This is a genomic window from uncultured Parasphingorhabdus sp. (assembly GCF_963677535.2).
Classification (GTDB): domain Bacteria; phylum Pseudomonadota; class Alphaproteobacteria; order Sphingomonadales; family Sphingomonadaceae; genus Parasphingorhabdus.
The window spans coordinates 1,251,083-1,274,624 of record NZ_CAXXUT010000003.1 but is presented as its reverse complement, the minus strand read 5'-3'; the positions used below and the strand labels follow the sequence as shown (position 1 = coordinate 1,274,624).

At 60.4% G+C, this 23,542-nt stretch carries 27 protein-coding genes; 13 read left to right on the top strand and 14 right to left on the bottom strand.

Annotation, left to right across the window (positions count from 1 at the left end; translation table 11 throughout):
* Positions 1 to 6: 6 nt before the first annotated feature.
* Positions 7 to 768: a helix-turn-helix domain-containing protein gene (locus tag ACHZCJ_RS13050; protein WP_321326967.1), complete on the bottom strand. Its 762-nt coding sequence runs from the start codon at positions 766 to 768 to the stop codon at positions 7 to 9.
* Between the two features lie 134 nt (positions 769 to 902).
* On the opposite strand from ACHZCJ_RS13050, the gene ACHZCJ_RS13045 reads away from it, so the two are divergent.
* On the top strand, positions 903 to 1,325 hold the full coding sequence (locus tag ACHZCJ_RS13045; protein WP_321326966.1) for a hypothetical protein: 423 nt from the start codon (positions 903 to 905) through the stop codon (positions 1,323 to 1,325).
* A 105-nt stretch (positions 1,326 to 1,430) separates the two neighbouring features.
* Here ACHZCJ_RS13045 and ACHZCJ_RS13040 read toward each other — a convergent pair whose 3' ends face one another.
* Positions 1,431 to 2,438 (bottom strand): SDR family oxidoreductase, encoded by a 1,008-nt coding sequence (locus ACHZCJ_RS13040; RefSeq protein WP_321326965.1) that lies wholly within the window; start codon positions 2,436 to 2,438, stop codon positions 1,431 to 1,433.
* 81 nt (positions 2,439 to 2,519) lie between these two features.
* On the opposite strand from ACHZCJ_RS13040, the gene ACHZCJ_RS13035 reads away from it, so the two are divergent.
* Complete coding sequence (locus ACHZCJ_RS13035) at positions 2,520 to 3,344, top strand: TauD/TfdA family dioxygenase (protein WP_321326964.1); 825 nt, start codon at positions 2,520 to 2,522, stop codon at positions 3,342 to 3,344.
* A 15-nt stretch (positions 3,345 to 3,359) separates the two neighbouring features.
* On the opposite strand, the gene ACHZCJ_RS13030 is transcribed toward ACHZCJ_RS13035, so the two are convergent.
* Genes ACHZCJ_RS13030 through ACHZCJ_RS13015 form a run of 4 tightly spaced genes read right to left on the bottom strand, consistent with a single transcriptional unit; the run spans position 3,360 to position 7,642 of the window.
* Positions 3,360 to 3,914, bottom strand: a complete 555-nt coding sequence (locus ACHZCJ_RS13030; protein WP_159647382.1) for a hypothetical protein — start codon at positions 3,912 to 3,914, stop codon at positions 3,360 to 3,362.
* A gap of 11 nt (positions 3,915 to 3,925) precedes the next feature.
* The gene (locus tag ACHZCJ_RS13025) at positions 3,926 to 4,342 is read right to left on the bottom strand and encodes a hypothetical protein (RefSeq protein ID WP_321326963.1); all 417 of its coding nucleotides are present in this window, start codon (positions 4,340 to 4,342) and stop codon (positions 3,926 to 3,928) included.
* Positions 4,342 to 5,373 carry a DUF6607 family protein gene (locus ACHZCJ_RS13020; protein ID WP_321326962.1) on the bottom strand — a complete coding sequence of 344 codons (1,032 nt, stop codon included), beginning with the start codon at positions 5,371 to 5,373 and terminating at the stop codon, positions 4,342 to 4,344. The genes ACHZCJ_RS13025 and ACHZCJ_RS13020 overlap by 1 nt, the downstream gene beginning before the upstream one ends.
* Positions 5,374 to 5,392: 19 nt before the next feature.
* Positions 5,393 to 7,642, bottom strand: a complete 2,250-nt coding sequence (locus ACHZCJ_RS13015) for a TonB-dependent hemoglobin/transferrin/lactoferrin family receptor (RefSeq protein WP_321326961.1) — start codon at positions 7,640 to 7,642, stop codon at positions 5,393 to 5,395.
* Between the two features lie 244 nt (positions 7,643 to 7,886).
* Between ACHZCJ_RS13015 and ACHZCJ_RS13010 the strand changes: the two genes are divergently transcribed.
* From ACHZCJ_RS13010 to ACHZCJ_RS13000, 3 genes are read left to right on the top strand one after another with little or no spacing between them, the layout of a single operon-like run.
* On the top strand, positions 7,887 to 8,489 hold the full coding sequence (locus ACHZCJ_RS13010) for a PadR family transcriptional regulator (protein WP_321326960.1): 603 nt from the start codon (positions 7,887 to 7,889) through the stop codon (positions 8,487 to 8,489).
* Positions 8,476 to 8,976, top strand: a complete 501-nt coding sequence (locus ACHZCJ_RS13005; protein ID WP_321326959.1) for a hypothetical protein — start codon at positions 8,476 to 8,478, stop codon at positions 8,974 to 8,976. The genes ACHZCJ_RS13010 and ACHZCJ_RS13005 overlap by 14 nt, the downstream gene beginning before the upstream one ends.
* On the top strand, positions 8,973 to 9,854 hold the full coding sequence (locus tag ACHZCJ_RS13000; protein WP_159647370.1) for a metal-dependent hydrolase: 882 nt from the start codon (positions 8,973 to 8,975) through the stop codon (positions 9,852 to 9,854). Before ACHZCJ_RS13005 ends, ACHZCJ_RS13000 begins: the two co-directional genes overlap by 4 nt.
* A gap of 23 nt (positions 9,855 to 9,877) precedes the next feature.
* Here the strand turns inward: ACHZCJ_RS13000 and arsB are convergent, their stop codons facing one another.
* From arsB to ACHZCJ_RS12980, 4 genes are read right to left on the bottom strand one after another with little or no spacing between them, the layout of a single operon-like run.
* Positions 9,878 to 10,948, bottom strand: a complete 1,071-nt coding sequence (gene arsB, locus ACHZCJ_RS12995; RefSeq protein ID WP_321326958.1) for an ACR3 family arsenite efflux transporter — start codon at positions 10,946 to 10,948, stop codon at positions 9,878 to 9,880.
* 3 nt (positions 10,949 to 10,951) lie between these two features.
* A complete protein-coding gene (locus ACHZCJ_RS12990; protein WP_321326957.1) occupies positions 10,952 to 11,458 on the bottom strand; it encodes an arsenate reductase ArsC in 507 nt (168 codons plus the stop codon).
* On the bottom strand, positions 11,455 to 11,910 hold the full coding sequence (locus ACHZCJ_RS12985) for an ArsI/CadI family heavy metal resistance metalloenzyme (RefSeq protein WP_321326956.1): 456 nt from the start codon (positions 11,908 to 11,910) through the stop codon (positions 11,455 to 11,457). Before ACHZCJ_RS12985 ends, ACHZCJ_RS12990 begins: the two co-directional genes overlap by 4 nt.
* On the bottom strand, positions 11,907 to 12,236 hold the full coding sequence (locus ACHZCJ_RS12980) for a helix-turn-helix transcriptional regulator (protein WP_100095481.1): 330 nt from the start codon (positions 12,234 to 12,236) through the stop codon (positions 11,907 to 11,909). Before ACHZCJ_RS12980 ends, ACHZCJ_RS12985 begins: the two co-directional genes overlap by 4 nt.
* A gap of 140 nt (positions 12,237 to 12,376) precedes the next feature.
* On the opposite strand from ACHZCJ_RS12980, the gene ACHZCJ_RS12975 reads away from it, so the two are divergent.
* Both ACHZCJ_RS12975 and ACHZCJ_RS12970 read left to right on the top strand, forming a co-directional pair.
* Complete coding sequence (locus tag ACHZCJ_RS12975; RefSeq protein ID WP_321326955.1) at positions 12,377 to 13,249, top strand: alpha/beta hydrolase; 873 nt, start codon at positions 12,377 to 12,379, stop codon at positions 13,247 to 13,249.
* Positions 13,250 to 13,531: 282 nt separating this feature from the next.
* Positions 13,532 to 14,080, top strand: coding sequence for a cytochrome b (locus ACHZCJ_RS12970; protein ID WP_321326954.1), 549 nt, complete (start codon positions 13,532 to 13,534; stop codon positions 14,078 to 14,080).
* Positions 14,081 to 14,111: 31 nt separating this feature from the next.
* Here the strand turns inward: ACHZCJ_RS12970 and ACHZCJ_RS12965 are convergent, their stop codons facing one another.
* Together ACHZCJ_RS12965 and ACHZCJ_RS12960 are read right to left on the bottom strand one after the other, a co-directional pair.
* The gene (locus ACHZCJ_RS12965; RefSeq protein ID WP_321326953.1) at positions 14,112 to 15,683 is read right to left on the bottom strand and encodes a cisplatin damage response ATP-dependent DNA ligase; all 1,572 of its coding nucleotides are present in this window, start codon (positions 15,681 to 15,683) and stop codon (positions 14,112 to 14,114) included.
* Positions 15,683 to 16,684 (bottom strand): ligase-associated DNA damage response exonuclease, encoded by a 1,002-nt coding sequence (locus ACHZCJ_RS12960; protein WP_321326952.1) that lies wholly within the window; start codon positions 16,682 to 16,684, stop codon positions 15,683 to 15,685. Before ACHZCJ_RS12960 ends, ACHZCJ_RS12965 begins: the two co-directional genes overlap by 1 nt.
* Before the next feature lie 176 nt (positions 16,685 to 16,860).
* Here ACHZCJ_RS12960 and ribB point away from each other — a divergent pair, with 176 nt between their 5' ends.
* Positions 16,861 to 18,156: a 3,4-dihydroxy-2-butanone-4-phosphate synthase gene (gene ribB, locus ACHZCJ_RS12955; RefSeq protein WP_159647352.1), complete on the top strand. Its 1,296-nt coding sequence runs from the start codon at positions 16,861 to 16,863 to the stop codon at positions 18,154 to 18,156.
* A gap of 116 nt (positions 18,157 to 18,272) precedes the next feature.
* Positions 18,273 to 18,695: a 6,7-dimethyl-8-ribityllumazine synthase gene (gene ribH, locus ACHZCJ_RS12950; protein WP_321326951.1), complete on the top strand. Its 423-nt coding sequence runs from the start codon at positions 18,273 to 18,275 to the stop codon at positions 18,693 to 18,695.
* Between the two features lie 42 nt (positions 18,696 to 18,737).
* Here the strand turns inward: ribH and ACHZCJ_RS12945 are convergent, their stop codons facing one another.
* Together ACHZCJ_RS12945 and ACHZCJ_RS12940 are read right to left on the bottom strand one after the other, a co-directional pair.
* On the bottom strand, positions 18,738 to 19,256 hold the full coding sequence (locus ACHZCJ_RS12945; RefSeq protein ID WP_159647348.1) for a hypothetical protein: 519 nt from the start codon (positions 19,254 to 19,256) through the stop codon (positions 18,738 to 18,740).
* A 188-nt stretch (positions 19,257 to 19,444) separates the two neighbouring features.
* Positions 19,445 to 20,011, bottom strand: coding sequence for a type 1 glutamine amidotransferase domain-containing protein (locus ACHZCJ_RS12940; RefSeq protein ID WP_321326950.1), 567 nt, complete (start codon positions 20,009 to 20,011; stop codon positions 19,445 to 19,447).
* A gap of 186 nt (positions 20,012 to 20,197) precedes the next feature.
* On the opposite strand from ACHZCJ_RS12940, the gene ACHZCJ_RS12935 reads away from it, so the two are divergent.
* The 4 genes from ACHZCJ_RS12935 (at position 20,198) to ACHZCJ_RS12920 (ending at position 23,413) form a co-directional block, all read left to right on the top strand.
* Entirely contained in the window at positions 20,198 to 20,692 is a 495-nt protein-coding gene (locus ACHZCJ_RS12935; protein ID WP_159647344.1) for a Dps family protein, read from the top strand.
* Between the two features lie 36 nt (positions 20,693 to 20,728).
* Positions 20,729 to 20,851 carry a hypothetical protein gene (locus ACHZCJ_RS12930; protein ID WP_268893912.1) on the top strand — a complete coding sequence of 41 codons (123 nt, stop codon included), beginning with the start codon at positions 20,729 to 20,731 and terminating at the stop codon, positions 20,849 to 20,851.
* 203 nt (positions 20,852 to 21,054) lie between these two features.
* Positions 21,055 to 21,969: a hypothetical protein gene (locus ACHZCJ_RS12925; RefSeq protein ID WP_321326949.1), complete on the top strand. Its 915-nt coding sequence runs from the start codon at positions 21,055 to 21,057 to the stop codon at positions 21,967 to 21,969.
* On the top strand, positions 21,857 to 23,413 hold the full coding sequence (locus ACHZCJ_RS12920; RefSeq protein WP_321326948.1) for a DNA polymerase Y family protein: 1,557 nt from the start codon (positions 21,857 to 21,859) through the stop codon (positions 23,411 to 23,413). The genes ACHZCJ_RS12925 and ACHZCJ_RS12920 overlap by 113 nt, the downstream gene beginning before the upstream one ends.
* Positions 23,414 to 23,542: the final 129 nt, after the last annotated feature.

The following is a 23,542-nucleotide window of genomic DNA, read 5'->3' as shown; positions in this document are numbered from 1 at the left end:
CCGCCGCTATCTTTCGAAAAACTGAACCGTTTCCGCATCCATCGGGAACATCAGTTCGATCCGTGTCTCTCCGGCCCTGATATCCTGCACCGATCCGAACTGGGCGATGACGGAGAAGAGCGACAGGCGGTTCTCCCCGACACGAAAGATTGTCGGAATCACAGCCTGGTTGAGATTGATCGATCCCATATCGGCCTTGCGGACCCGCTCGTGCTCGGCCAGCCGGGCGGCCAGCGCAGAGAGCTGATTGTCCCCGCCCAGTTCCAGTATCTCGGTGCGCAGGCGCGAAAGGGACAGGACCGCCACCTCGTCCCAATTCTCGATCAGGTCGAGTCCCGCGCAGTTGATCAATATGTCGATCAGATTGGCCGGACCGCCCGGGCTGGCCAGCGCCAGGATCATCTGCGCGCCCTGATTGCTGCTGGCGATATTCCAGTGGCGGTCGATGGCATAGCCGGGAAAGGGATCATGATGGTCGAGCATCGTGCGGATCGCCTGGTTGACCGGAGCCAGTTCGGGCGCGTCGTCGGACAGACTGGGATAGACCGGCGCAAAGCCCGCGGCATGGAGCGCCTGATTGGCGGCCGACCGGGGAAGGTGCAGGGCTTCGGAAAGACGCAGCACCATCTCGCGACTCGGGTTAGCGCGGCCCGATTCAAGAAAACTCAGATGCCGGGCCGACATTTCCGCCTCGAGGCTGAGGTCAAGCTGGCTGAACCGCCGCGTCTTGCGCCAGTCCTTCAATATCGCACCAAATTCCGACGGCATGATCGTCTCCCGCATCCAGTTCCCGGCTCATAACCCGATAGCATGAAATACCCCGCATGCACTTACCCCGCAGGTAATTGTTTTGATGACCGCCGCGTGGTCTAAAGGCAATGAAACCGAAGGAGGAGCAGATCATGTCACCACAAGCCGCTGGCCGTTATATCCGTATCGTCGGCAGTTTTTCGATCATCGTTGCCATCATATTCGCTTTTTCAGGGGTGAATGACTTTACCGGCGCCAACGAGATTTTCTTCCAGTTCGCCTCTTCCGGCGGCAATGGCGTGGCCGGGCTCGACACACCGGAAGCCAAAATGGCGATGGCGATCGCCGGCGGCGTCTTCGCTGGACTGATGGCCATGTATGTCTTTATCACCGCGCCCGGTATCGAACAGGGCAGCGACCTGATCCGCAGGGGATCAATCTATACTTTCCTGGTCTGGTTCGCGGTCGACAGCGGCGCATCGATGGCATCGGGCAATGCGCCCAATGTCATCCCCAATAGCGTCTTCCTGATCGTCTATCTGACGCCGCTGCTGCTGGTCAAACGGGCGGCCTGAACCGCCCGCTGGAAACAGGGAACGCCGCACTTGATGCGGAGTTCCGGAGGCTGGACACCGTTTGCCCGGCAGAGCTCCGCATCAAGTGCAGAGCACATCCCGACGTCAGGTCCGTTCGTTCACATCCTTGACCCAGGGACCGAAGGGTGAATTGCCGAGCATAGCAAGCTGCGTCTGCGCGCTCACCTGGTTGATCGCCAGTTGCGGTTTGCCGCCGGGATGGACGGGAAGCCGCAGCGGCCTCTTGCCAGGTGCCTTGGCAATCACGTCGGCAATGGCGCGCGGCACGTCGATCGGATCGGTCGACCCGCCGCCATTGCGCAGCGCACCGTCGACCAGCGCCTGATAGGCCGCCTTGCGCTCGTCATCGGCCCGTTCCAGCATCGGCGCGGTATATTGATTGCCGTTTTCCCAGATTTTCGTCGGGAAGCCACCGGGCTGCACGATGGTCACGTCGACACCGTGCGGAACGAGCTCATAGGCCATTTGCTCGCTCATCGATTCCACCGCGAATTTGGTTGAACTGTAGAAGCCCATGCCCGGCACCATCACCCGTCCGAGCTGTGACGAGACATTGACGACCAGACCGGATTTCTGCGCGCGCATCTTGGGCAGGGCCGCGCGGGCGACCCGCTGGTAACCCATCACATTGGTGTCGAACAGAAGCTGCATGGTCTCGAGATCCTGCAGCTCCACCGGAGCGCCGGTACCGATACCGGCATTGTTGATGACAACATCCAGCGCACCGCCATTCAAACGCTCGGCTTCGGCGACAGCCTTGTTCACCGATTCGTTCGACAGCACATCGAGCTCGAGGATGGTGATATCCAGATTCTTGTCCTTGGCCGCCTTGGCCAGCGCATCACCTTCCGCGCGCGGCAGATTGCGCATGGTGGCAAAGACTTTCGCGCCCTGTTCGGCATAGAGGATCGCGCCGAGATAGCCGAAACCGGAGGAACAGCCGGTGATCAGGATCGACTTGCCGCTGAGGTCCGGCTTGCCTGCAACGTCGGTCGCGGTCGCCGGACCGGCGGACATCACAGCCCCGGTGGCAGCACTGGCCGCGAGCAGCTGGCGGCGGTTGAGGGATGGCATTTTGCTTGTTTCCGGCATTGAAGGACTCCTAAAATCTCTATCTGCTGCTACACTAGCATGAAATCCGTTCCAGAGAGAACGGGATAAAGGGAGAGCAGCATGCGGATAGAAAAAGCCGGCGAGGCGGTCGGCGCGATTGTCGAACATGTCGATGTCACCAGCCTGAGCGATCAGCAATTTGCCGATATCCGGCGCGCCTTTCTCGAACATGGCAGCTTGTTCTTCCGCGACCAGAAGCTGACCCCCGAAGACCATATCGCCTTTGCCAGACGCTGGGGCGCGATCGACCTCAACCGCTTTTTCAAGCGGCGCGACGGCTATCCGGAAATTGCCGAAGTGCTGAAGGAACCGGACCAGCAGCTCAATATCGGCGGGGGCTGGCACACCGATCACAGCTATGACCAAGCGCCGGCCATGGGGTCTATCCTATACGCGCTGGAAATCCCGCCGAGCGGTGGCGATACCTTGTTCGCCGGCATGGCGGCGGCCTATGACGCGCTCGATGACGAGATGAAAGACCGGATCAAGGACTTGAAAGCGCGGCATGGCAATGCGCATGTGTTCGGCGAGGAGAGCGCCTATCGCAAGGCGATCGGCGACCGCTACACCAATGCCGATCAGGCGGGGCAGAGGGCGATCCACCCGGTGGTGCTCGCCCATCCCGAAACCGGAGTGAAGGGCCTCTATGTCAATCCCGGTTTCACGCTGGAGATTGTCGACATGGATCCGGACGAGAGCCAGGCGCTGCTGCAGCAGCTCTATGACCATATCATGCAGGACCGCTTCCACTATCGGCACAAATGGCGCGAAGGCGATCTGGCGATGTGGGACAATCGGTCGACCTGGCATTATGCCCTGAACGACTATCAGGGCCACCGCCGCTATCTCAACCGGATCACAATCGAGGGTGTCGCGCTGGCGTAAATTGCGCCGGGCGGATCAGATCGCGAATCCGAGCGCCCAGAAGGCCATGGTACCGATCGCCAGCGAAACAAGCGTCTTGCGGCGATAGGCGCGCGCCATCAACCCGACGACCAGACCGCCGACAATGACCAGAAACAGGGCGATACCCGCGATCAGCTGATAGGATTTGAACAGCGCGGGGCCGTGGCCCTTGTGCAATTCCATCATCGCATATTGAAAGCCGGGCTTGTGCAGCGATGCCTCCAGACCATCAGGCGTCTCGTTGATCCGCGCAAAGGTCCGCGAGGTCGGCCGGGTGGTCATCTTTCCGTCCCGGCTGCGAACGCTTTCGATGTCCAGATCAATGCCCTGCGCCGCGAGAACAGCGCCGATATCCTGTGTCAGCGTCGGGCTGTCCGGATCGATCTGCGTATCGGCGGGCAGTTCAATCGGAATATCCTCGATCGACGCTTCCACCCCGGCAAGCTTGAGTGCGCCGGTAATGCCGACCAGCAGAAAGGAGGGCGCCAGAAAGGCGGCGAGGAACAGGTGAACCAGTATCAGCAGGTTCCGGGTTTTGACTTTATTCACGCAATATTTCCTTAGCGCTGGAACCGGCCGGCAAATTTGGTGAAGGCGAGATGCAGCTTCTGCCGGTCCGACCGGCCAATCATCTCCCCGAGCAGCCCATGGAAATGTTCCGGTTCCCGCTGAACCGCCGCCGTTGTCAGATCAAGCATCAGCATCTCGTCATAGCTTGTCTGCTGGCAGCAGGGCCGGTGCACGGCCACCGGCTCGGGCCAGCAATCGCTCATCAATTCGATGATATGGGCGAAATGGCGGGCCGCGATTTCATCCCCCAGTTGCTTGACCAGATAGGGTTTCGGGTCCTGATGCTTGCGCCACGCGAGCAAAGCAATCCGCATCGAGACAATTATCCGCATTTGCGCAGCGGGCAAGGCGGCGATCTTGGGGGTCGCGGCCAGCGATTGCGCAAATGCGGATATCGGCCCCGGCATCAATAGTCTGCTGATGCTGGAGCTGTCTGTGCAGCGGCCTGGGACGGTTGCTTACTGGTTGCGTCCCGTATCAGCGCCCGCGCTTCGTCGACCGCTGCAGTTTCGGTCAACGTTCCATCGGCAATTTCCGTACCCATGGACAAAAGGCGCGCACTTATGACGGTTCCGGTCTGCGCTTCCTCCTCGACGGTCACGCTGCCATGAACAGCGATCGCGGCATCCCACTCTGCCCGCACCTGCTCCCAATAGCCTCTGGTTTTCGCCCAATAGTCATCCGCCGCGCTGACGCTATAGCCGTCGAATTTCGTGTATGTGTTGAGCACCGATTCCTGGACATAGGGAACGGCCTTGCCGTCGACCGTCTTCATCTTTGTATTGTCCTGCCAGTGGATCCAGCCACCGGGCATCGGCTGGTGCCGGTTGATCGCCTGATAATGGTCATAGACCGGATCGCGCACCGCGTCGCGGCGGGCCAGAGGGCGGGCGGTCCAGTCGCTGGTCCAGCTGCGGACGCCGTTGACTGTCTGCCATTGGCCGACACCGCCATAGCGGGGGCTGTCGTCGACCTGCCAGACGGTTTGGGACCAACTGCCCTGACGTTCGGATTCCGGAACATCCCTGTTCACCCATTTTCCGGCCCCGGCATAGACCAGCACCTTGGCCGGTTCATAGACCCAGTCCTGACGCCAGTGCTTGATGATAAACGTATTGCCCTCATGTTCGGCGACCAGAAGATGCTGCAAAACGATTTCCCGGCCGGTATCCTTGATCACGCGGACACTTTCATGTCCGCCGGAAATTTTCGCCTTGATCGGTTCGTAATCGTCCCGCCATGATGTGGTTTCCGCCATATCGAATTTGACCTTATAGTCTCCCGCCATCGCCAAAATGTCGGCGCGGTCCTGTTCGAAGGACACCTGCGCAGTCGTCGCCACCAGGTGCGGCTGGTCGCCTGCGGCCAGCGCCGGTGATGTCGCCATGGCCAGCGCAAACAGGGCTGTTCCCCAAAGTGTCGTCAATTTCGTCTTCATCTTTATTCTCCCCCTGGAATTAGAATGATATGCTGAGCGAAACGCTGGCGTTGCGGCCCGGCTGCGTGAAAGCGTCGATGATCGGTGATGTTGCCTCCAGCCCCCGGACGCTGCTCCAGACCCAGTATTTCTTGTCGGTGATGTTGAAAATGCCGGCCCGCAATTTGAAATTCTCGGCGATCCGGACATAGGCCGTGGCGTCAACGATCAGCGATTCATCCGGTCGGAAGCAGGCTGCGCTGCATACGCCGGTGGTTTCGTTAAATTCCTTCTGCGCATTATAGCTGAAGATCAGCTCGCCCCCGAAGGCACCGGTCGGTTCGCGATAACCCAGGCCCAATATAGCGTTGATCGGATCAACCGTACCCAGCGATGCCGGCGGATTGTTCGGTGACTTCACCGTGCCGTCGGCAAAAGCAACGGCGAAGCGGGCGCGGAAGCCGTTGTCGGCTTCATAGCTGGCCTTGGCCTCGACACCCTTGACCGTCACATCATCGAGATTGATGAACTGGTAGATTGCCGGATCGGTTGGCGTGAAGCTGCCGCCGACAACTTCCTGGCTGATGAAGTCGGAATAGTCGGCGGTGAAGGCGGTCAGCGACAATCCGACCTTGTCGGTTGCATAGCGGATACCGGCCTCGAAACTGTCGCTGGTTTCCGGTCCGAGATCGGGATTGGCCGCCGATGTGTAGCCGAAGGCGAGATTTTCAAAGAAATTATTGACCTGGCTGGGCGTCGGCGCGCGGAAACCGCGAGCATAGTTGCCGAACAGGCGAATATCGCCGAGTTTGACCACCGCGCCAAGCTTGGGCGACAGTTTCGATCCGTCCTGCGCGCTCGGCGTAAAGCTCGGCAGCAGCGGATCGTCGGTCGGGTTCAGATCGTAAAAATCGTAGCGTAGCGCCGGATAAAGCGTCACCATACCATCGGCAAATTCGATCGCGTCGCCGATATAGAAGCCGCCGAGTGTGAAATCCGTCTTCGGAAAGGCCCGGCTCGGAAAGACCTCTCCGAACGGCGGCTCGGTGCCGTCGCGCAGACCATCCTGCTCGGTCTTGCTGATATCGCCACCAAAGGTGATCGTATGCTTGACCGCGCCGGTGCTGAAGGTCGAGCGGAATTCGGCAACCGCACCGATAACTTCATTGTCAAATGTGTTCAGCCGTTCCCGGTCCGGGCGCGGCGTAGAAGAGGTCGGCGTTCGCTCTTCCAGCGCAAATTGCCGGTCGGTCCCGTCCTGCCAATAAGCGGCGAGATGGGCATAGTCGATAAAGCCGGACCCTTCTTCACCGGCATCATAGGTATAGTCGAGCGACACGCGGCTGCGCTTGGTTTCATCCAGTGCCGTCAGATTGTCGACGATCCAACTCGGCGTGGGGCCGAACAGAAAGACCGGACCACGGCCCGACAATATGTCCGAGGAAATCTCGCGTTCGAGATATTCGCCGGTCAGGCGAAGCTTGTGGGTGCCATTGTCCCAGACCAGCTTGCCGAGAAAGGCGTTGGACTCGCCCTCCTGCGGATTGGGGGTGGTGCGGGTCGCGTCTTCCGTGTCGATCGTGCCCTTGTTGTCCAGCTCTTCGAAATCCCGCCGCGAATAGGCCAGCATGGCCGAAAAATCGCCCGTTCGGCCAGCCAGCGCTATGGTCTCGGAAAATTCCTGATCCTCGGAACTATATTGCGCCCGGGCAAAGCCGCCAAAGCTGTTGCCGTCGCTGATGAAGTCCACGGGGTCGGAGGTGATGAAGCTGACCGCACCGGACAGCCCGTCGCTGCCATAGAGCGCCGAGGCCGGACCGCGCAGGATCTCGACCGACTTGATCAGGCCGACGTCGGTCGCATTGCCGCGCCCGACTTCCTGCGCGCCGAAAGTATAGCCCTGGGGAGAACGAATGCCGTCGACCTGAATGAGCACCCGGTTGCCACCAATACCGCGGATATTGAAATCCTCGTTGCCGGCCCGGCCAGTCGTGCCGAGCGCCGCGCCGAAGCGCGCGGGAGCACGGCGCACCGTTACACCCGGTTCAAAGCGAACGATATCGCGGACATCGGTCGCCATTTCATCGGCGATCTGCTCCTGGTCGATGACCGTGACCGTGGCCGGTGCATCCGCGACATCCACGGGCGCACGGGTCGCCGTGACCGTGATCGTGTTGTCATCCGCGAAACCGGCAGCATCGTCACCGGCGGCCATCGCCGCTTGGGAAAAGCCTAGTGCCAGAAAACTGCATGTAAATGCAGTCCCCCGATGACGAAAGTTCGGTTTCATGAATTGTGCCCCTGATTAATGATAATGCGAATGATTCTCATTCTTAAATAATCAGCTGTCACTCAAGCTGTCAAATCATAATTGAGAAATTTGGAAAAATGCCGGATTTCCAAGACTTCAACATGAGGCGTGAGCAGCCGAGCTGGCAGATACAGGCGCGCGGAATTCTTGCACCAGACTGGCTTGACTTATATGCAACTTGTGTCATATTAATATTCCACTAGTAGAATATTGGAGAGACGGGATGTCCCTGAAACATGCAATTCTGGTCTGCCTGTCGGACGGACCAAAATCGGGCTATGACATTGCCAAGCAGTTTGACGAGAAGACCGGCTTTTTCTGGCGCGCACGCCATTCGCAAATTTATCGTGAACTGGGAAAGATGAAGGACAATGACCTGGCCCGGGCCGAGGAAGTCGAGCAGTCCGGCAAACCCAACCGAATCGTCTTCACCATCACTGAAGCAGGCCGAACGGCCTTGCTGCAATGGTCCCGCGAACCCTCCGAACCACAGGTTCTGAAGGATGATTTTCTGGTGCAGCTCTACGGCATTGAATCGATCGATCTGGATGCGCTGCGCCGCAATCTGCTGTTGCGGCTAGAACGGCATCAGGACCGCCACGCCGAGTATCTGGTGAAACAGAAACTGCTGGAAAATGGCAATTCGCTTGGAGATCTCGGGCGGCAACTCGCGCTCGATGTCGGTATCCGATGGGAACATGAATGGATGGACTGGTGTACCAAGGCGCTGGAAAAGCTGCATCCCGACGCGCTGGCTGACGCGCGGGCCAGAACAACGAATATCATCCCGATGGACATGGGGGAGACGAGAAATGCTGAGCGATAAACGCCGGACCTTGCTGGTTTTGAACGGGGTCGGGCTGTTGCTGTCTGCGGCGCTGAGCGGCTGGCTCTATTTTTTCTTCCTGCTGGGAGCGCTTGACCTGTGGCCCCTGTTTACCGACATTCCGGTGGAAATAGGCGGCGATCGCCGCGCTTGGAACATGGCGCATCTCGAAGGCATCACCAATGGCCTGATCCTCATCGCGCTGGCCGCTGCGGCGCCTTTTGTCCGGCTCGGGCCGAAAGGCCAGACCTGGCTGTTCTGGTCCTCCCTGACCTATGCGTGGCTGTTCACTCTGCCCGCCATAGCCAATGCCCTGTTCAGCACCAGAGGACTGGAATTTGGCGGCGGCCCCTTTGGCGGCGATGTGACGGTCAACAATGTCATTTATCTGTTCGGCTGGCCGCCAATCATTGCTGTTCATATCGGCTTCGGCCTGTTTGCCTGGGGCGCTTGGCAAAAATATAGATCGCTGGAGTCCGGCGCGTGAACGCACCGACCAGACAGCCGCCGCAGTCCGGCGAGATCATCGTTCGCGCCATTCCCTTTGCCTTTGCCGAGAATATTGATCCGGCATGGCATCCGGATCGACGGGAATGGAGCCATATGGCGAACGGCGCGTCTCTGACCATGCCCTATCTTGAGCCTTTTCTGATCAAGACGGTCCGCGAGGCTCTGAAAAAAGCGAGCAACCCGCAGCTGAAGCAGGACGTTCACGGATTCATTGCGCAGGAAGGCAATCACTTCCAGAACCACCGCCGCTATAATGAAATATTGAAACGCAATTATCCGGAACTGGCCGATGTCGAAAGCGAAATGGCGGCGGACTACAAGCGGTTCCAGACCAAGAGCCTGCGGTGGCGTCTTGCCTATACCGCCGGTTTTGAAACGATGACCATGGGCATAACCGAATGGCTGATCGGGGACCGGCGCAACCTGTTCAACGATGCCGATCCCTCGGTTTCATCGCTGATCCTGTGGCACATGGTGGAGGAAACCGAGCATAAAAATGTCGCTTATGATCTCTATCAGCATCTCTATGGCCAATATTGGCCCCGCGCCTGGGGTTTGGTTTACGCGAGCTGGCATGTCGCCCGGTCGAGCCGCAAGGGATATCGGCGCATGCTGAAACGCGACCGATTATGGAACCGCCCGGCCAGCCGGTTGCGGCTCTGGGCCATGGTGATACGCTTTCTGATGAAGGCCTCACCCGCCATGTTGCGCTCACTGGTGCCCGGCTATCATCCCGGCAAGGTGACGGACCCCGAGTGGGTGGCCCGCTGGACCAGCGCCTATGCCGGTCTCCCGGAGGACGCGATCCCTCTGCTCGATACAAGCGATCCGGAGATCCCGGCACAATTTGCGTAACAGCAGACCGGACGCTTGCCTCTTTATCCGTCCGGCGCGAATTTGCTCCGGGTCCGGTTGGCTATGGCGACCAGCGACAGCATCACCGGCACTTCGACCAGCACGCCGACCACGGTGGCGAGCGCCGCGCCGCTGCCCAGTCCGAACACACCGATGGCCACGGCTACGGCCAGTTCGAAGAAATTGGACGTCCCGATCAGCGCGCAGGGTGCGGCGACATTATGCGGCACTTTCCACGCCCAGGCGGCGGCATAGCTGACGAAGAATATGCCATAGCTCTGGATGATGATCGGTACCGCGATCAGCGCGATCAGCAGCGGCTGGGTCACGATGGTCTGCGCCTGAAAGGCGAACAGCAGCACCACCGTCAGCAACAGCCCCAAGACGGACAAAGGCTTGACCCGGTCGGTAAAAGCGGTGACGGCCGTTTCCCCGCTGCTGGACCGGGCCAGCAATGTGCGGCGAGTCAGCGCACCGGCGACCAGCGGAATGACGACATAGAGTAGGACCGACAGCAGCAAAGTCTCCCACGGCACGGCGATATCGGCAACGCCGAGCAGCAGCGCAACAATCGGCGCGAAGGCGAAGATCATGATGATATCGTTCACCGACACCTGCACCAGGGTATAGGCGGGATCGCCCCTGGTCATCTGCGACCAGACGAAGACCATCGCCGTGCAGGGCGCAGCGCCGAGCAGGATTAGCCCGGCGATATATTGCTGCGCTTCATCGGCGGACATCAGCCCGGCAAATATATATTGGAAGAATAATACCGCCAGCGCCGCCATGGTGAAGGGCTTGATCAGCCAGTTGACAATGATGGTGATGAACAGGCCCTTCGGCTTTTCGCCGATATGCCTGAGGCTGGCAAAATCGACGCCGACCATCATCGGGTAGATCATCGCCCAGATCAGCACCGCAACCACGAGATTGACCGAGGCATATTCCAGCCGGGCGAGGATCGCGACCGCGTCGGGCGCCATATTGCCGATCAGGAGTCCCAGTAATATCGCGGCTCCGACCCAGAGCGACAGCCATTTTTCGAACAGGCCGAGCCCGGCGTCCGCCGGGCTCTCAAGGGGTTGCGTTGCCATGTATCAAGCTCCGATTTTCTCTGCGCCAATTTCCCGGAGCCGGTTCTGCAGGCTCATCTTGTCAATGCTTTCCAGCGGCAAGGCCAGAAACAGGCTGATCCGGTTGAACATCATCCGATAGGCTTCGGTAAAGGCCGCCCGCTTCTCGGCCTCGCCGCCGGTTGCTGCGGCGGGATCGGCTATGCCCCAATGAGCGGTCATCGGCTGACCCGGCCAGACCGGACAGGTCTCGCCGGCGGCATTGTCACAAACGGTGAAGACAAAGTCTAGCGCGGGTGCGTCGGGTCCCGCAAATTCGTCCCAGTTCTTGGAGCGCAGTCCCGCAACCGGATGCCCCATGGTTTCGAGCAGATCAAGCGCATAGGGATGAACCCGTCCGGCCGGATTGCTGCCCGCACTCAGGGCATTGAACCGCCCCTTGCCTTCGCGTTGCAAAATCGATTCTGCCAATATCGAGCGGGCGGAATTGCCGGTACAGAGAAACAGCGCGTTATAGATTTTGTCGCTCATGACAGGGCAGCTTTCGAAGGCGCGCAGCAGCTGGTTTCGGCGGCATTGCGCGACACGGCGGACAGTTCGGGCGAATCGCCATAGACGACGGATTCACCGTCGGTGTAAAAGGCTTCCCAGACGACGCCGTCGGGGTCGGCAATCCAGCTTTTTTCCGACTGGGCATAGCAGCAGGTGGTCTGCCCCTCTTCCAGAACGGGCGCGTCGGCCTTGCGCAGGCGGGTGAAGACCTGTTGAAGTTCTTCCGGATTTTCGGTCTGGATACCGAGATGCTCGATGCCCTTGGCCGCATGATCTTCCGACGAGATGGCAAAATTCACACGCGGATCGTCGAGCATCCATTTGGCATAATCATCTTTGGCCACGGTCGGCTCGGCGTCAAACAGCGTCGAATAAAATTGGATCGAGGCGGCGAGATTATCCACGCCGACATGGATGTGCATCCGTTTCATGGGCAGAGCCTTTCGAGTTGGTTGGTAAGGGGCGCGCAATCCTCGCCGGAACAGCAATTTTCCAGCAGGAAGGCGACGAGGCCGTTCATCGCGGCGAGATTGGCGCGATAGATGATCAGGCGGCTGTCGCGCTTTGACGAGACAAGATCGGCGCGCGACAGGGTGGCCAGATGCGAGGACATGGTATTTTGCGGAACGTCCAGCCGCCTGGCGATCTCTCCCGCCGGCAGGCCGGCCGGTTCATGACGGACCAGCAACCGGAAAACATCGAGCCGGGTATTTTGCGCGAGCGCACCGAGCGCCTCTATTGCCTTAATCGAATCCATATTTCTATATATGTCGATATATGGATGATTGTAAAGCATCAAATGCACGCAGGACGGTTCTTTGTCTGACAGATGCTTGTCGAACCCCGTCGCGCCCAGTAGAGACGGGTTCAGATTTTCCTTTCCGGATGGAACCCCGCATGACCCTGATCGGCCCCGCCTCGCACAGCTATTTCTCGCAACGGCTCAAACTGCATTATGCGGACTGGGGCAATGAGGACAAACCGCCGCTGATCCTGCTCCACGGCGGCAAGGACCATTGCCGCAACTGGGACTGGACGGCACAGGCTTTGCGCGACGACTGGCATATCATCTGCCCCGACGTCCGCGGCCATGGCGACAGCCAGTGGAGCACCGACGGCAATTACGCCAATATGGCGATGGTCACCGATCTGGCGCAATTGATCCACCAGCTCGACCTGTCGCCGGTGACCATCGTCGCGCACAGCATGGGCGGCAATATCGCGCTGCGCTATACCGGTCTTTATCCCGACACGGTGCGCAAGCTGGTGGCGATCGAGGGGCTCGGCCCCAGCCCCGAGATGCTCGCCGAGCGCGAGAAAATCGGCCAGCTGCAGCGGGTGCGCAACTCGATCGAGGAAAAGCGCAAGGCCGCCGGGCGGCAGGTCAAACGCTATCCGACATTCGAGGACGCGCTGGGCCGGATGCAGGACGCCAACCAGCATCTGTCCGACGAACAGGCTCGCCATCTGACCACCCACGCGGTGATCCGCAACGAGGATGGCAGCTATAGCTGGAAATTCGATCCCTATGTGCAGCACTGGGACAGCATCGACCTGTCTCAGGACAGCATTCACGAATTGTGGGGCAATATCAGCTGCCCGACCCAGCTCCATTACGGCGCCGACAGCTGGGCCAGCAATCCGGAGAAAGACGGCCGCATGCAATATTTCGGCGACAATGTGACAGTGAAGGAATTTGCCGACGCCGGCCACTGGTTGCACCATGACCAGTTCAAGCTGTTTGTGGAGACGCTTCGGGAGTTCCTTTAAATCTAAGCAGATGGCCCTGCTCTGATAAATAGAAACCCTCAGCCGGATCGCCGCTTAGGTATATTCCCTGCGTTTAGTAGGCCTGTGACCGATGTTACAAGCACTCACTATAGGAAGCTCATGGATCAAGCGCATTGGCATTTCTTGCGACCGAGCCATATCATCGCCGCCGGTTCCACAGCATTCCAGCGACAAGAAGCTTGCGGATGATTGACCGGTCGGAGGTGTGACAGCATCAAATGATTCGCTTCTTGTTTAACTACGCACAAAAAGAGGCCTCATATGAAAGCAACCGCACCCCCCGCACGCTATTCGTCCCTTTCAATTTTCCTCCACTGGGCAATGCTGCTGCTGATAACCGCTGTCTATAGCGCCATCCTGCTGCGCGAGAATTTTCCCAAAGGCAGCGATTTCCGCGAAGGATTGAAGAGCTGGCATTTCATGCTCGGCCTGTGCGTGCTGCTCCTCGTTATCATCCGGATAGTCACCCGGCTTGTCACTGCAAAACCGCCGATCAAACCCGAGCCGCCCGTCTGGCAAATGCTGTTCGCCAAGGTCACGCATCTGGCGCTATATACTTTCATGCTGGCAATGCCGGTTGCCGGATGGCTGATCCTCAGCGCCGCTGACAAGAGCATTCCGTTCTTCGGCTTGGAGCTTCCCGCGCTGGTTGCGCCGGACAAGGCTCTGGCGGGGCAAGTGAAGGAATGGCACGAAACATTTGGCACGGTCGGGTATTTTTTGATCGGCCTGCATGCCTTGGCGGCGTTGTTCCATCATTATGTCGTCAAGGACAATACACTCCGGCGGATGCTCCCCGGCAAGCGCTAGGGGTTGCAGCTGCTAGCTGAACGGCCAACGCTCAGGAAATCATTGTCTGCAACGTCACAATCCGGTCGGCTTCCTCCGCCGGCTTGTCCTTGCGGATGCGGTGGATACGCGGGAAGCGCATGGCGAGGCCGGATTTGTGGCGGCCGCTTTCGTGGATCGAATCGAACGCGACTTCCAGCACCAGCGATTTCTTGACCTCGCGGACCGGCCCGAACCGGTTCAGCGTATTCTGCCGGACGAAACGGTCGAGCCATTTCAGCTCCTCGTCGGTGAAGCCCGAATAGGCCTTGCCGACCGGCAGCAGTTCGCCATCCTCGGTCCAGCAGCCGAATGTATAGTCAGAATAGAAGGACGCGCGCCGCCCGTTGCCGCGCTGGGCATACATCATCACACAGTCGGCGTTCAGCGGATCCCGCTTCCACTTGTACCAGTGACCGGTGACCCGGCCCGCCAGATAGGGGCTTTCGCGGCGTTTCAGCATCACGCCCTCGATCGCCGCATCGCGCGCGCCGGCGCGCATCGCCTCCAGCGCGGCAAAATTATCGACATCGACCACGGCGGACAGATCGAAATGATCCGCATTGAGTGTGGGGACAAAGCGCTCGAGCCGCTGACGCCGCTCGTGCCAGGGCGACAGGCGCAGATCGTCTTCCCCGTCCATCAGCAGATCATAGACCCGGACAAAGGCGGGAAATTCCTGCCGCATCTTTTTCGAGACCGTCTTGCGCCCCAGACGCTTTTGCAGCGCGTTGAAACTGGCCGCTTCGCCGCCCTGATCGGTGCCGCGCACCAGTAATTCGCCATCAATCACGCCGTCACGGTCGAACGCCTCGACAATATCGGGGAAGGATGCGCTGATATCATCGCCGCCGCGGCTGTAGAGCCGGGTTTCACCGCCGAGATGGACCGCCTGCACGCGAATGCCGTCCCATTTCCACTCGACCGCATATTGGCCGAGATCGAGGCTATCGCCCTCGAACGGGTGCGACAGCATGAATGGCCGGAAGAAAGGCGTCGCGGACAGATCAGGACGGTCACCGCCCTGCTCCGCCCATTGAAACAGAGCTTCATAAGGCGGATCGAGCGCGTGCCAGAGCTCCTCGACATCGTCGAGCGCCACATCAAAGGCCTGCGCGAAAGCGGTTTTCGCCAGCCGCGCCGACACCCCGACCCGCATCCCGCCGACCGCCAGCTTGAGCAGCGCATAACGGCTGTTGCTATCCAGACTGTCGAGCAGGGAGGCGACAATATCGGGAGCCGTCGCACGATTGGCAGCAGACAGCGCGTGCACCACTTCGTCGATGCTCGGATCGCTCTGTTCCCGCCCGTCCGCTTCGGGCCAGACCAAAGCCACGGTCTCGGCGGTGTCGCCGACATGGTGACGCGACAGGCGGAACAGTTCGGGATCAATCCGCGTTCCTGCCAGATTGCGGATGGTGGCCGACTTGACCGCCGGGAAGTCGAGGCTGTCGGTCAGCGCCGCCAGCGCCCAGCCGCGATCCGGGTCGGGCGTTTCGCGCAAATAGGTAGAAATCGCCGCCAGCTTGGCGTTGCGCGACCGGGTGTAGACCAGACTGTCGATCAGGGCGGCAAAGCGGCGCATCAGCCGTCATCCCCTTCTTCGCGCCCGACCATCGCCAGCGCCCGCGCCTTGATCTGATGCAGCTCGCACCAGCGCAGCAGGCCGTCCTCGCTGCCATGGGTGATCCAGGTTTCCTTCGGCGCCAGTTCGCGGATCGTCTCGGTCAGTTCGTCCCAGTCGGCATGGTCGGAAATGACCAAGGGGATCTCGACCCCGCGCTGCCGCGCCCGCCCGCGCACCCGCATCCAGCCGGACGCCATGGCGGTCACCGGATTGGGCAGCCGCCGGCTCCATTTGTCGGTCAGCGCCGAGGGCGGCGCGATGATGATCTGGCCGCGCATCTCGTCCTTCGGCGTATCCATCACCAGCCGCAATTCGCCCAGCGACACGCCGAGTTCCTCGTAGAGTTCGCACATCCGGACCTGCGCGCCGTGCAGATAGATCGGCTTGTCCCAGCCCGCCCGGCGCAGCTCGGCAATCACCCGCTGCGCCTTGCCCAGAGCATAGGCGCCGAGCAATATGCTGCTGTCCGGCTCGGCTTCCAGCCGCGCAAAAATCTTGGCAATCTCGCCCGCGATCGGCGGATGCTGGAACACCGGCAAGCCAAAGGTCGCCTCGGTGATAAAAATATCGCAAGGCACCAGCTCGAACGGCGCGCAGGTCGGATCGGGGCGGCGCTTGTAATCGCCGGTAACGACCACCCGCTCGCCCTGATATTCCATCAGCACCTGGGCCGAACCCAGCACATGGCCCGCCGAATGCAGGCTGAACCGGACCCCGCCACGCTCGAACCCCTCGCCATAAGCGGTGGGTGTGCCCGCCTCGGTCCCATAGCGCAGACCCATGATCGCCAGCGTCTCCGGCGTCGCCCAGACATCCCTATGCCCGCCGCGCGCATGATCGGCATGGCCATGGGTGACGACGGCATTTTCCTTCGGCACGGACGGATCGATCCAGACATCGGCAGGCCGGACGTAGATGCCCTGCGGATGCGGCTCGATCCAGTGTTTCGCTTTTGCCATGGCCTAATAGCGTATTGGTGTAGGAAAGGTTCCGGTCAAGAGCGAGCGGGACCTGAAACACGTTCCGGATGACGAGAGCGCAACACATTATGTGAACCCAATGTGATAATCACCCTAGACCGATCACACCCCAATGTGATACCCGGTCTCCAACATCACATAGAAAGGCCGAGTCTATGAGCAAGATCCTGATCGAAAAACTGGTCGCCCTGATCGAATCCGGTGAGGAAACCCGCGCCGGGCTGGCTCGGGCCGCCGGGCTGCACGCCAACAGCCTGCGCAGCCTGGGGCAGGAGGACTGGAACCCGACCGCCGAAACGCTCGGCAAGCTGGAAACTTATCTGGCGCGCGGCGGCAGCGGGGTAATGGCGAGCGCGGAAGAGATTATCAACGAGGCGCGCAACGGGCGCATGTATATCCTGGTCGATGACGAGGACCGCGAGAACGAGGGCGATCTGATCATCCCAGCGCAGATGGCGACCCCCGATGCGATCAATTTCATGGCCAAATATGGCCGCGGTCTGATCTGCCTGGCGATGACCCGCGACCGGGTCGAGGAACTGGGCCTTGACATGATGAGCCAGAACAATCGCGGCGCCTATGAGACCGCCTTCACCATTTCGATCGAGGCGCGCGACGGCGTCACCACCGGGATCAGCGCTGCTGACCGGGCGCGCACCGTGGCCGTGGCGATCGACCGGACCAAGGGCAAGGAAGAGATTGTCACTCCCGGCCATGTCTTTCCGCTGCAGGCACGCAATGGCGGGGTGCTGGTCCGCGCCGGCCATACCGAAGCGGCGGTCGATGTCTCGCGGCTGGCCGGCCTCAACCCGTCCGGTGTAATCTGCGAGATCATGAAGGATGACGGCGAGATGGCGCGGCTCGACGATCTGATCGAATTTGCCCAGCATCACGGCATGAAAATCGGCACGATCCGCGACCTGATCGCTTATCGCCTGCGCCACGACCATCTGACCGAACGGCGGGAAGAAGCGCGTTTCACCAGCCGCTGGGGCGGGGAATGGACGGCCATTACCTATTATAATATGGCCACCGAAAGCGAACAGATCGTGTTGCAGAAAGGCCATGTCGACCCCGACCAGCCGACTCTGGTGCGGATGCACGCGACGGCGATGTTCCCAGACCTGTTCGGGCTCGAGACCGGACGCCCCAACATGTTGCAGGAATCGATGAAGATCATCGGCGAAGAAGGCTCGGGGATCATTGTATTCATCAGCCCGCGCCTGCCCGATTTCTATTCGGCTCAGGTCCGCAGCCTCGGAGGCGGAAAGCCGCCGCCGATGGATCAGCAGCGCGACTATGGCGTCGGCGCGCAGATTCTGAGCGAGCTCGGTGTCCATGATATGGAATTGCTGACCAATACCAGCCATGATCTGGTCGGGCTCGACGCTTATGGCCTGCGGATTGTCGCCCAGCGCGAAGTGCAGGCCAGCGACAGCGACCCGGCATAGAAATAAGCGGAATGGGCCTGACCGGCCCGTCGTCCTGATCTAATCCAGGGCCTGCAACGAACATTCACCCGATCCTGACAAAATAGTCAGGATGACCCGATTGAAAGAGACAGAAAATGGCAAAATTCCTGATCGTCGAAGCGCGTTTTTACGACCATCTCAACGACATGCTGATCGAGGGCGCGACCGATGCGCTGAAGGCGGCGGGGCACGAGCACGAGATCATCACCGTGCCCGGCGCGCTGGAAATTCCCGGTGCGATCTCGATGGCGATCGACGCCAATCAATATGACGGCTTTGTCGCGATCGGCGTGGTGATCCGCGGCGAGACCTATCATTTTGAGATTGTTGCCGGTGAAAGCGCGCGCGGTATCATGGCCTTGTCGATGGACGGCGCGGCGGTCGGCAACGGCATCATCACGACGGAAAATGAGGAGCAGGCGCTGGCCCGCGCGGACAAGACGCGCAAGAACAAGGGCGGCGAAGCGGCCCAGGCGGCGATAGCGATGTATGAACTGGGGTTGAAATTCAGCGCCTAGCAGCGGCAGGATCATTGTCCTGCCGCCGTCAGGGCAAACGGCTTACTGGGTACCGGCAAGCGCGGCTTTGAACTGGTCTTCGGTCATCGTGATCGAAACACCGTCCGGCTGGGCCATGAACGCTTCGACCGGCAGCTGAACCGGTACGCCTTCATGCTCGACCGTCACGAATTCGGTATCATTTTCCTTGATGGTGCCGATGACTGCGGCGCCAGTTACGGTTTTCACTTCGGTGCCGGGGGTCAGGGCAGCCAGCAGCTTGGCTCTGGCATCGGCCGCCGCTTTTTCAACAGCAGCGTCCAGATCAACCTTGGTCATCGTGATCGACAAGCCGTTTTCTGCCTTGGCAAAGGCGTCTGGCGACAGTGCGGCCTTGTTGTTGCCGGTATCGATTACCACGGCGCCACCAGCGACGGATTCAACCGTACCCACGGGACCGCCATTGGGTCCGAACACCTTCATACCGGCTTCCACTTTGACTGCCGTGGCAGCATCTTGCGCCAGGGCCGGGGTAGCCGCAAGCAGCGCAGCGCCGGTCACGAGGGTCAGAAAATTCTTCATATTTTACTCCTTGGGGTTACAAAAATGGCATTTTTCCATACAATCCGCTCGCTAAAAAGCGACGGCTGCCTTTGTTAAGGCTATTGAGGCGAGTCGACGCAGAGGCAGGACAAAAGACAAATCAGCGATGACCTGCCGCAGGGGACCGGCTCCGGAAGAGCCGGTCCTCGCGCCGCCGGCGCCCTGATTCAGGCCGCTTTTTGCGTCCGCTTGTGAATGCCTTCCCTGACCTCCTCGATGATCTTGCCACAGAATGCGTCAAGGTCGCCCGGATCGCGCGAGGTGATCAGGCCGTTGTCGACGACCACTTCGCTATCCTCGAATTGCGCGCCCGCGTTGATCAGGTCGGTCTTGATCGAAGGATAGCCGGTAACCTTGCGACCCTGCACCAGATCCGCCTCGATCAGCAGCCACGGCGCATGGCAGATGGCGGCAAGCGGTTTGCCGGCATCGAAAAAAGCGGTCACGAAATCGACGGCCTTATTTTCTACCCGCAACAGGTCGGGGTTCATCTGTCCGCCCGGCAGGACCAGCGCGTCAAAATCGCCTTCTCTGGCTTCGTCCAATGTGATGTCGACCGCGATGCTTTCGCCCCAGTCCTTTTCATCCCAGCTTTTGATCGAACCGCTCTCCAGCGACACGATGGTGATGTCCGCCCCGGCTTCGGCGAGCTGTTTTCTGGGTTCGAAAAGTTCCGATTTCTCAAAACCGTCCGTTGCCAATATGGCTATTTTTGCATTTGAAATGTTGGTCATTTCTGTCGTCCTTTCGTTGGGGGTTATGAGGAATCTACGCAGCGGAAAGCGGATTGGTTCCAGCCAATTCCCGCCGCCGGATTTCTGCTCGGGTCGGGGAACCAATCCGTGAGGGATGCGTAAGTCAGGCAGGTCCCGCGCTCCGCCCGTTCGTCGAGCGCGCCAAAACGAAAGGAAGATAATTTTATGACAACGACCATCAAATCCGCAGAACTTCGAGAAATGAAAAGCGACATCAAGAAAACCGACCGTGCCGAAATGGCAGCAAAGCTCGGTGATGCCCTGGCGTCGACGGTTGTGCTTTATCACAAGACCCAGTCGGTCCACTGGAATGTGACCGGCCCCCAGTTTCACGGCGTCCATATGCTGACCGAAGGCCAGTATGAAGATCTGGCTGCCTCGATTGACGAAATTGCCGAAAGGATCCGGGCGCTCGGCGCAAAAACGCCGGTTGGCCTGTCGACCTATGTCAATAATAGCGTGATCGACGACCAGACCGACTGGGGTGATGTCGAAGCCATGCTGAAGCAGCTTTCAAACGACAATCTCGCCGTCGCCGACCAGATGCGCGAATTTGTAAAAACCGCAGAGGAAGCCGATGACGTCTTCACCGCCGACCTGCTGACCGCGCGAATCGGCGCTCTGGAAGAAGCATCATGGATGCTCTCATCCAGCTTGTAACCCATCCTCGATAAATAGAAAAAGCAGGAATGACATATGAAAAAATTGGATAAAACCCGTGCCCGTCAGGGCTTCACCACCCGCCATATGATCATGGTGCTGGGCATATCGACCCTGTTGGCGGTCGTGGCGCTAGCCGCTGTGACGGGTTTCTTCTGAGCCAATTTTCAAAGATTGCCACTTCCACCTTGCCCGCTTCTGCCTCTGCAGAAGCGGGCTTTTTTTGCGGGCCGGCCTGCCCGGATATCTCCATTCTTTTTCCGGTATCACCGTTCCGGGCAGCGATCCGTGCCTGCCCGGCCTTGCCCCGAGCCGTGGAATGACTTGACCCTCAAACGTTCTTCTATATTTTAGAACATATCATGAACACTATCGATTCGGATTCGGGACAGGCTGTCGAGCCTTCACCGGACAACCCCTCTGCTGTACCTCCGGCAAGCCCGGCAAAAGCCTCTGCCTTGCGGACCAAGCTCGCCAGAATATTGGCGGCTTCCGGTGTGAGAACATCGGAAGAAGACGCGCCGTCGCATTTCGGCTTCGGAGTCGAGGCGATTGATAGCGCCTTGCGCGGCAATGCGAAAGCCGACGGCCTGCCGCGGGCGGCGCTGCACGAACTGCATGCGGAGAGCAAGGATGACCGGACCAGCGCCGCGGCAATGGCGCTGTTGCTGGCGCAGCGTTGCCGGAACCTGGATCAGGAGGCGCGCCCCGTCCTGTGGGTCAGCGAAAGCGGCGAGACGAGACGGCAGGGCCGGCTCTACCCGCCGGGACTGGCGGAACTGGGAATTGATCCCGACAGCATCCTCCATGTCGATGCGCCCGACAGTATCGCGGCGCTGCGCGCGGCCGCCGACGGGGTGCGATCACCGGCGATGGCGGCGGTGATCATCGAACTGGCCGGAAAGAAGCCCAGGGGTCTCGACCTGACCGCCACTCGCCGCCTGTCGCTGTCGGCGCAGAAATCCGGAGTTCTCAGCCTGATGCTGCGCTCCAACAGCGATCCGGACAACCCCCTGCCGACCGCTGCCTTCAGCCGCTGGTTGGTGGCTGCGGCGCCTTCGCTCGCGCTGGAGGCCAATGCTCCGGGCCATCCTGCTTTCGATATCAAATTGCTGCGCCATCGCAGCGGGCTTTACGGGCTGAGCGCCCGACTGGAGTGGAACCGTGACGATCAAGTCTTCCGCGAGCAACACAGCGAGCAGAGCGCGCCGGATACTGGCGCTGTCCCTGCCCTGGCTGCCGTCCGAACGGATCATCAGGGCACACGGGCCGCCTGACCATCCCTTCGCGCTAACCGAGAAAATCCGCGGCGCGATGGTGATCATGGCGGCGGACCGGCAGGCCGTATCGCTGGGACTCGGCCCGGGGATGAAGCTTGCCGACGCGCGGGCGCGGGTGCCGGACCTGCATGCCTTTGATCATCAGCCGCTGGCCGACGCCGACCTGCTGTCGCGACTGGCCGAAGCCTGCGAGCGCTATACGCCGATGGTCGCGGTCGAGCCGCCTCATGCGCTGATCCTCGATATCACCGGCGCGGCGCATCTGCACGGCAATGAGGAAAAGCTGGCGCAGGATGCCGAGGACCGGCTCGACGCTGCGGGCTATAGCGCCTGCTGGGCCTTGGCCGGAACGGCAGATGCCGCGCTGGCGCTGGCACGACATGGTCTGAAGGAAGGCGCGGAGGCCCAGCTGCCGGTGTCGGCGCTGGCCATGGACGCAAAGACCCACCAGTCGCTGGAACGGGCCGGGCTCTATCATATCGGCGATCTGGCCGAACGGCCCCGCGCCAATCTGGCGGCGCGCTTCGGGATGGAGCTGACGGTGCGGCTGGACCGGATATTGGGGCTCGAGGACCGGCCGATCGATCCGCTGCGCCGGATCGGCAATGTCGTCACCGAGCGACGCTTTGCCGAACCGCTGACCCATATCGACGGCGCGCTGACCTGCCTGTCGGAATTATTTGCCGAAGCCTCCGAACGACTCAACGAGCGCGGTCAGGGCGCGCGGATGATCCGGATGATGCTGTTCCGCTGCGATGGCGATGTCGCGCGGCTCGGGCTGGAGACCGGCGCGCCGACCCGCGATGCAGCCCTTTTCAAACGCCTGCTACGCGAACGGATCGAGGCGCTCAACGACGAACTCAACCCCGGTTTCGGCTATGATCTGATCCGGCTGAGCATTGTCGCTTCCGAAGCGCTCGCGCCGCAGCAGTTGCGGCTCGAGGGCGGCGAGGACCGGCGCGGCGATGCGGTCTCTCTCGTCAGCCAACTCAGCACCAGAATGGGCCGCGACCGGGTACAGAAATTTGCCGCCGCCGACAGCCATATTCCCGAACAGGGCCTGCTCGCCCTGCCCGCGCTCAACGCTCCGCCGCCGGTGCCGTGGCAGCGGCAGTCTCCCGACAATCCGCCGATGCGGCCTTTGCACATGTTCGACCCGCCGCAGCGCGTGCAGGTGATCGCCGAAGTCCCCGACGGCCCGCCCTATCGCTTCACCTGGCGGCGCAAGAGTCACCAGGTGATGCGCTATGAAGGGCCCGAGCGGATCGCCTCGGAATGGTGGCAGCGCAAGGACGGACAGCAACCCGGCAAGGGCGGCCTGACCCGCGACTATTATCGCGTCGAAGACGCCCGCGGTCGCCGCTACTGGTTGTTCCGCCACGGTCTCTATGGCGAGGAAAAAGCAAACCCGGACTGGTATGTGCATGGGCTGTTTGCGTGATGGAGAATATCTGTTGCCCAAAATCCGTTCGTGTCGAGCCTTTCGACAGGTTCAGGGTAAACTTCGGCAGTTCCTGCCGAAGTCGAGACACCTCTAGCAGCCTCTCGACTTCGCTCGAGGCGAACGGAT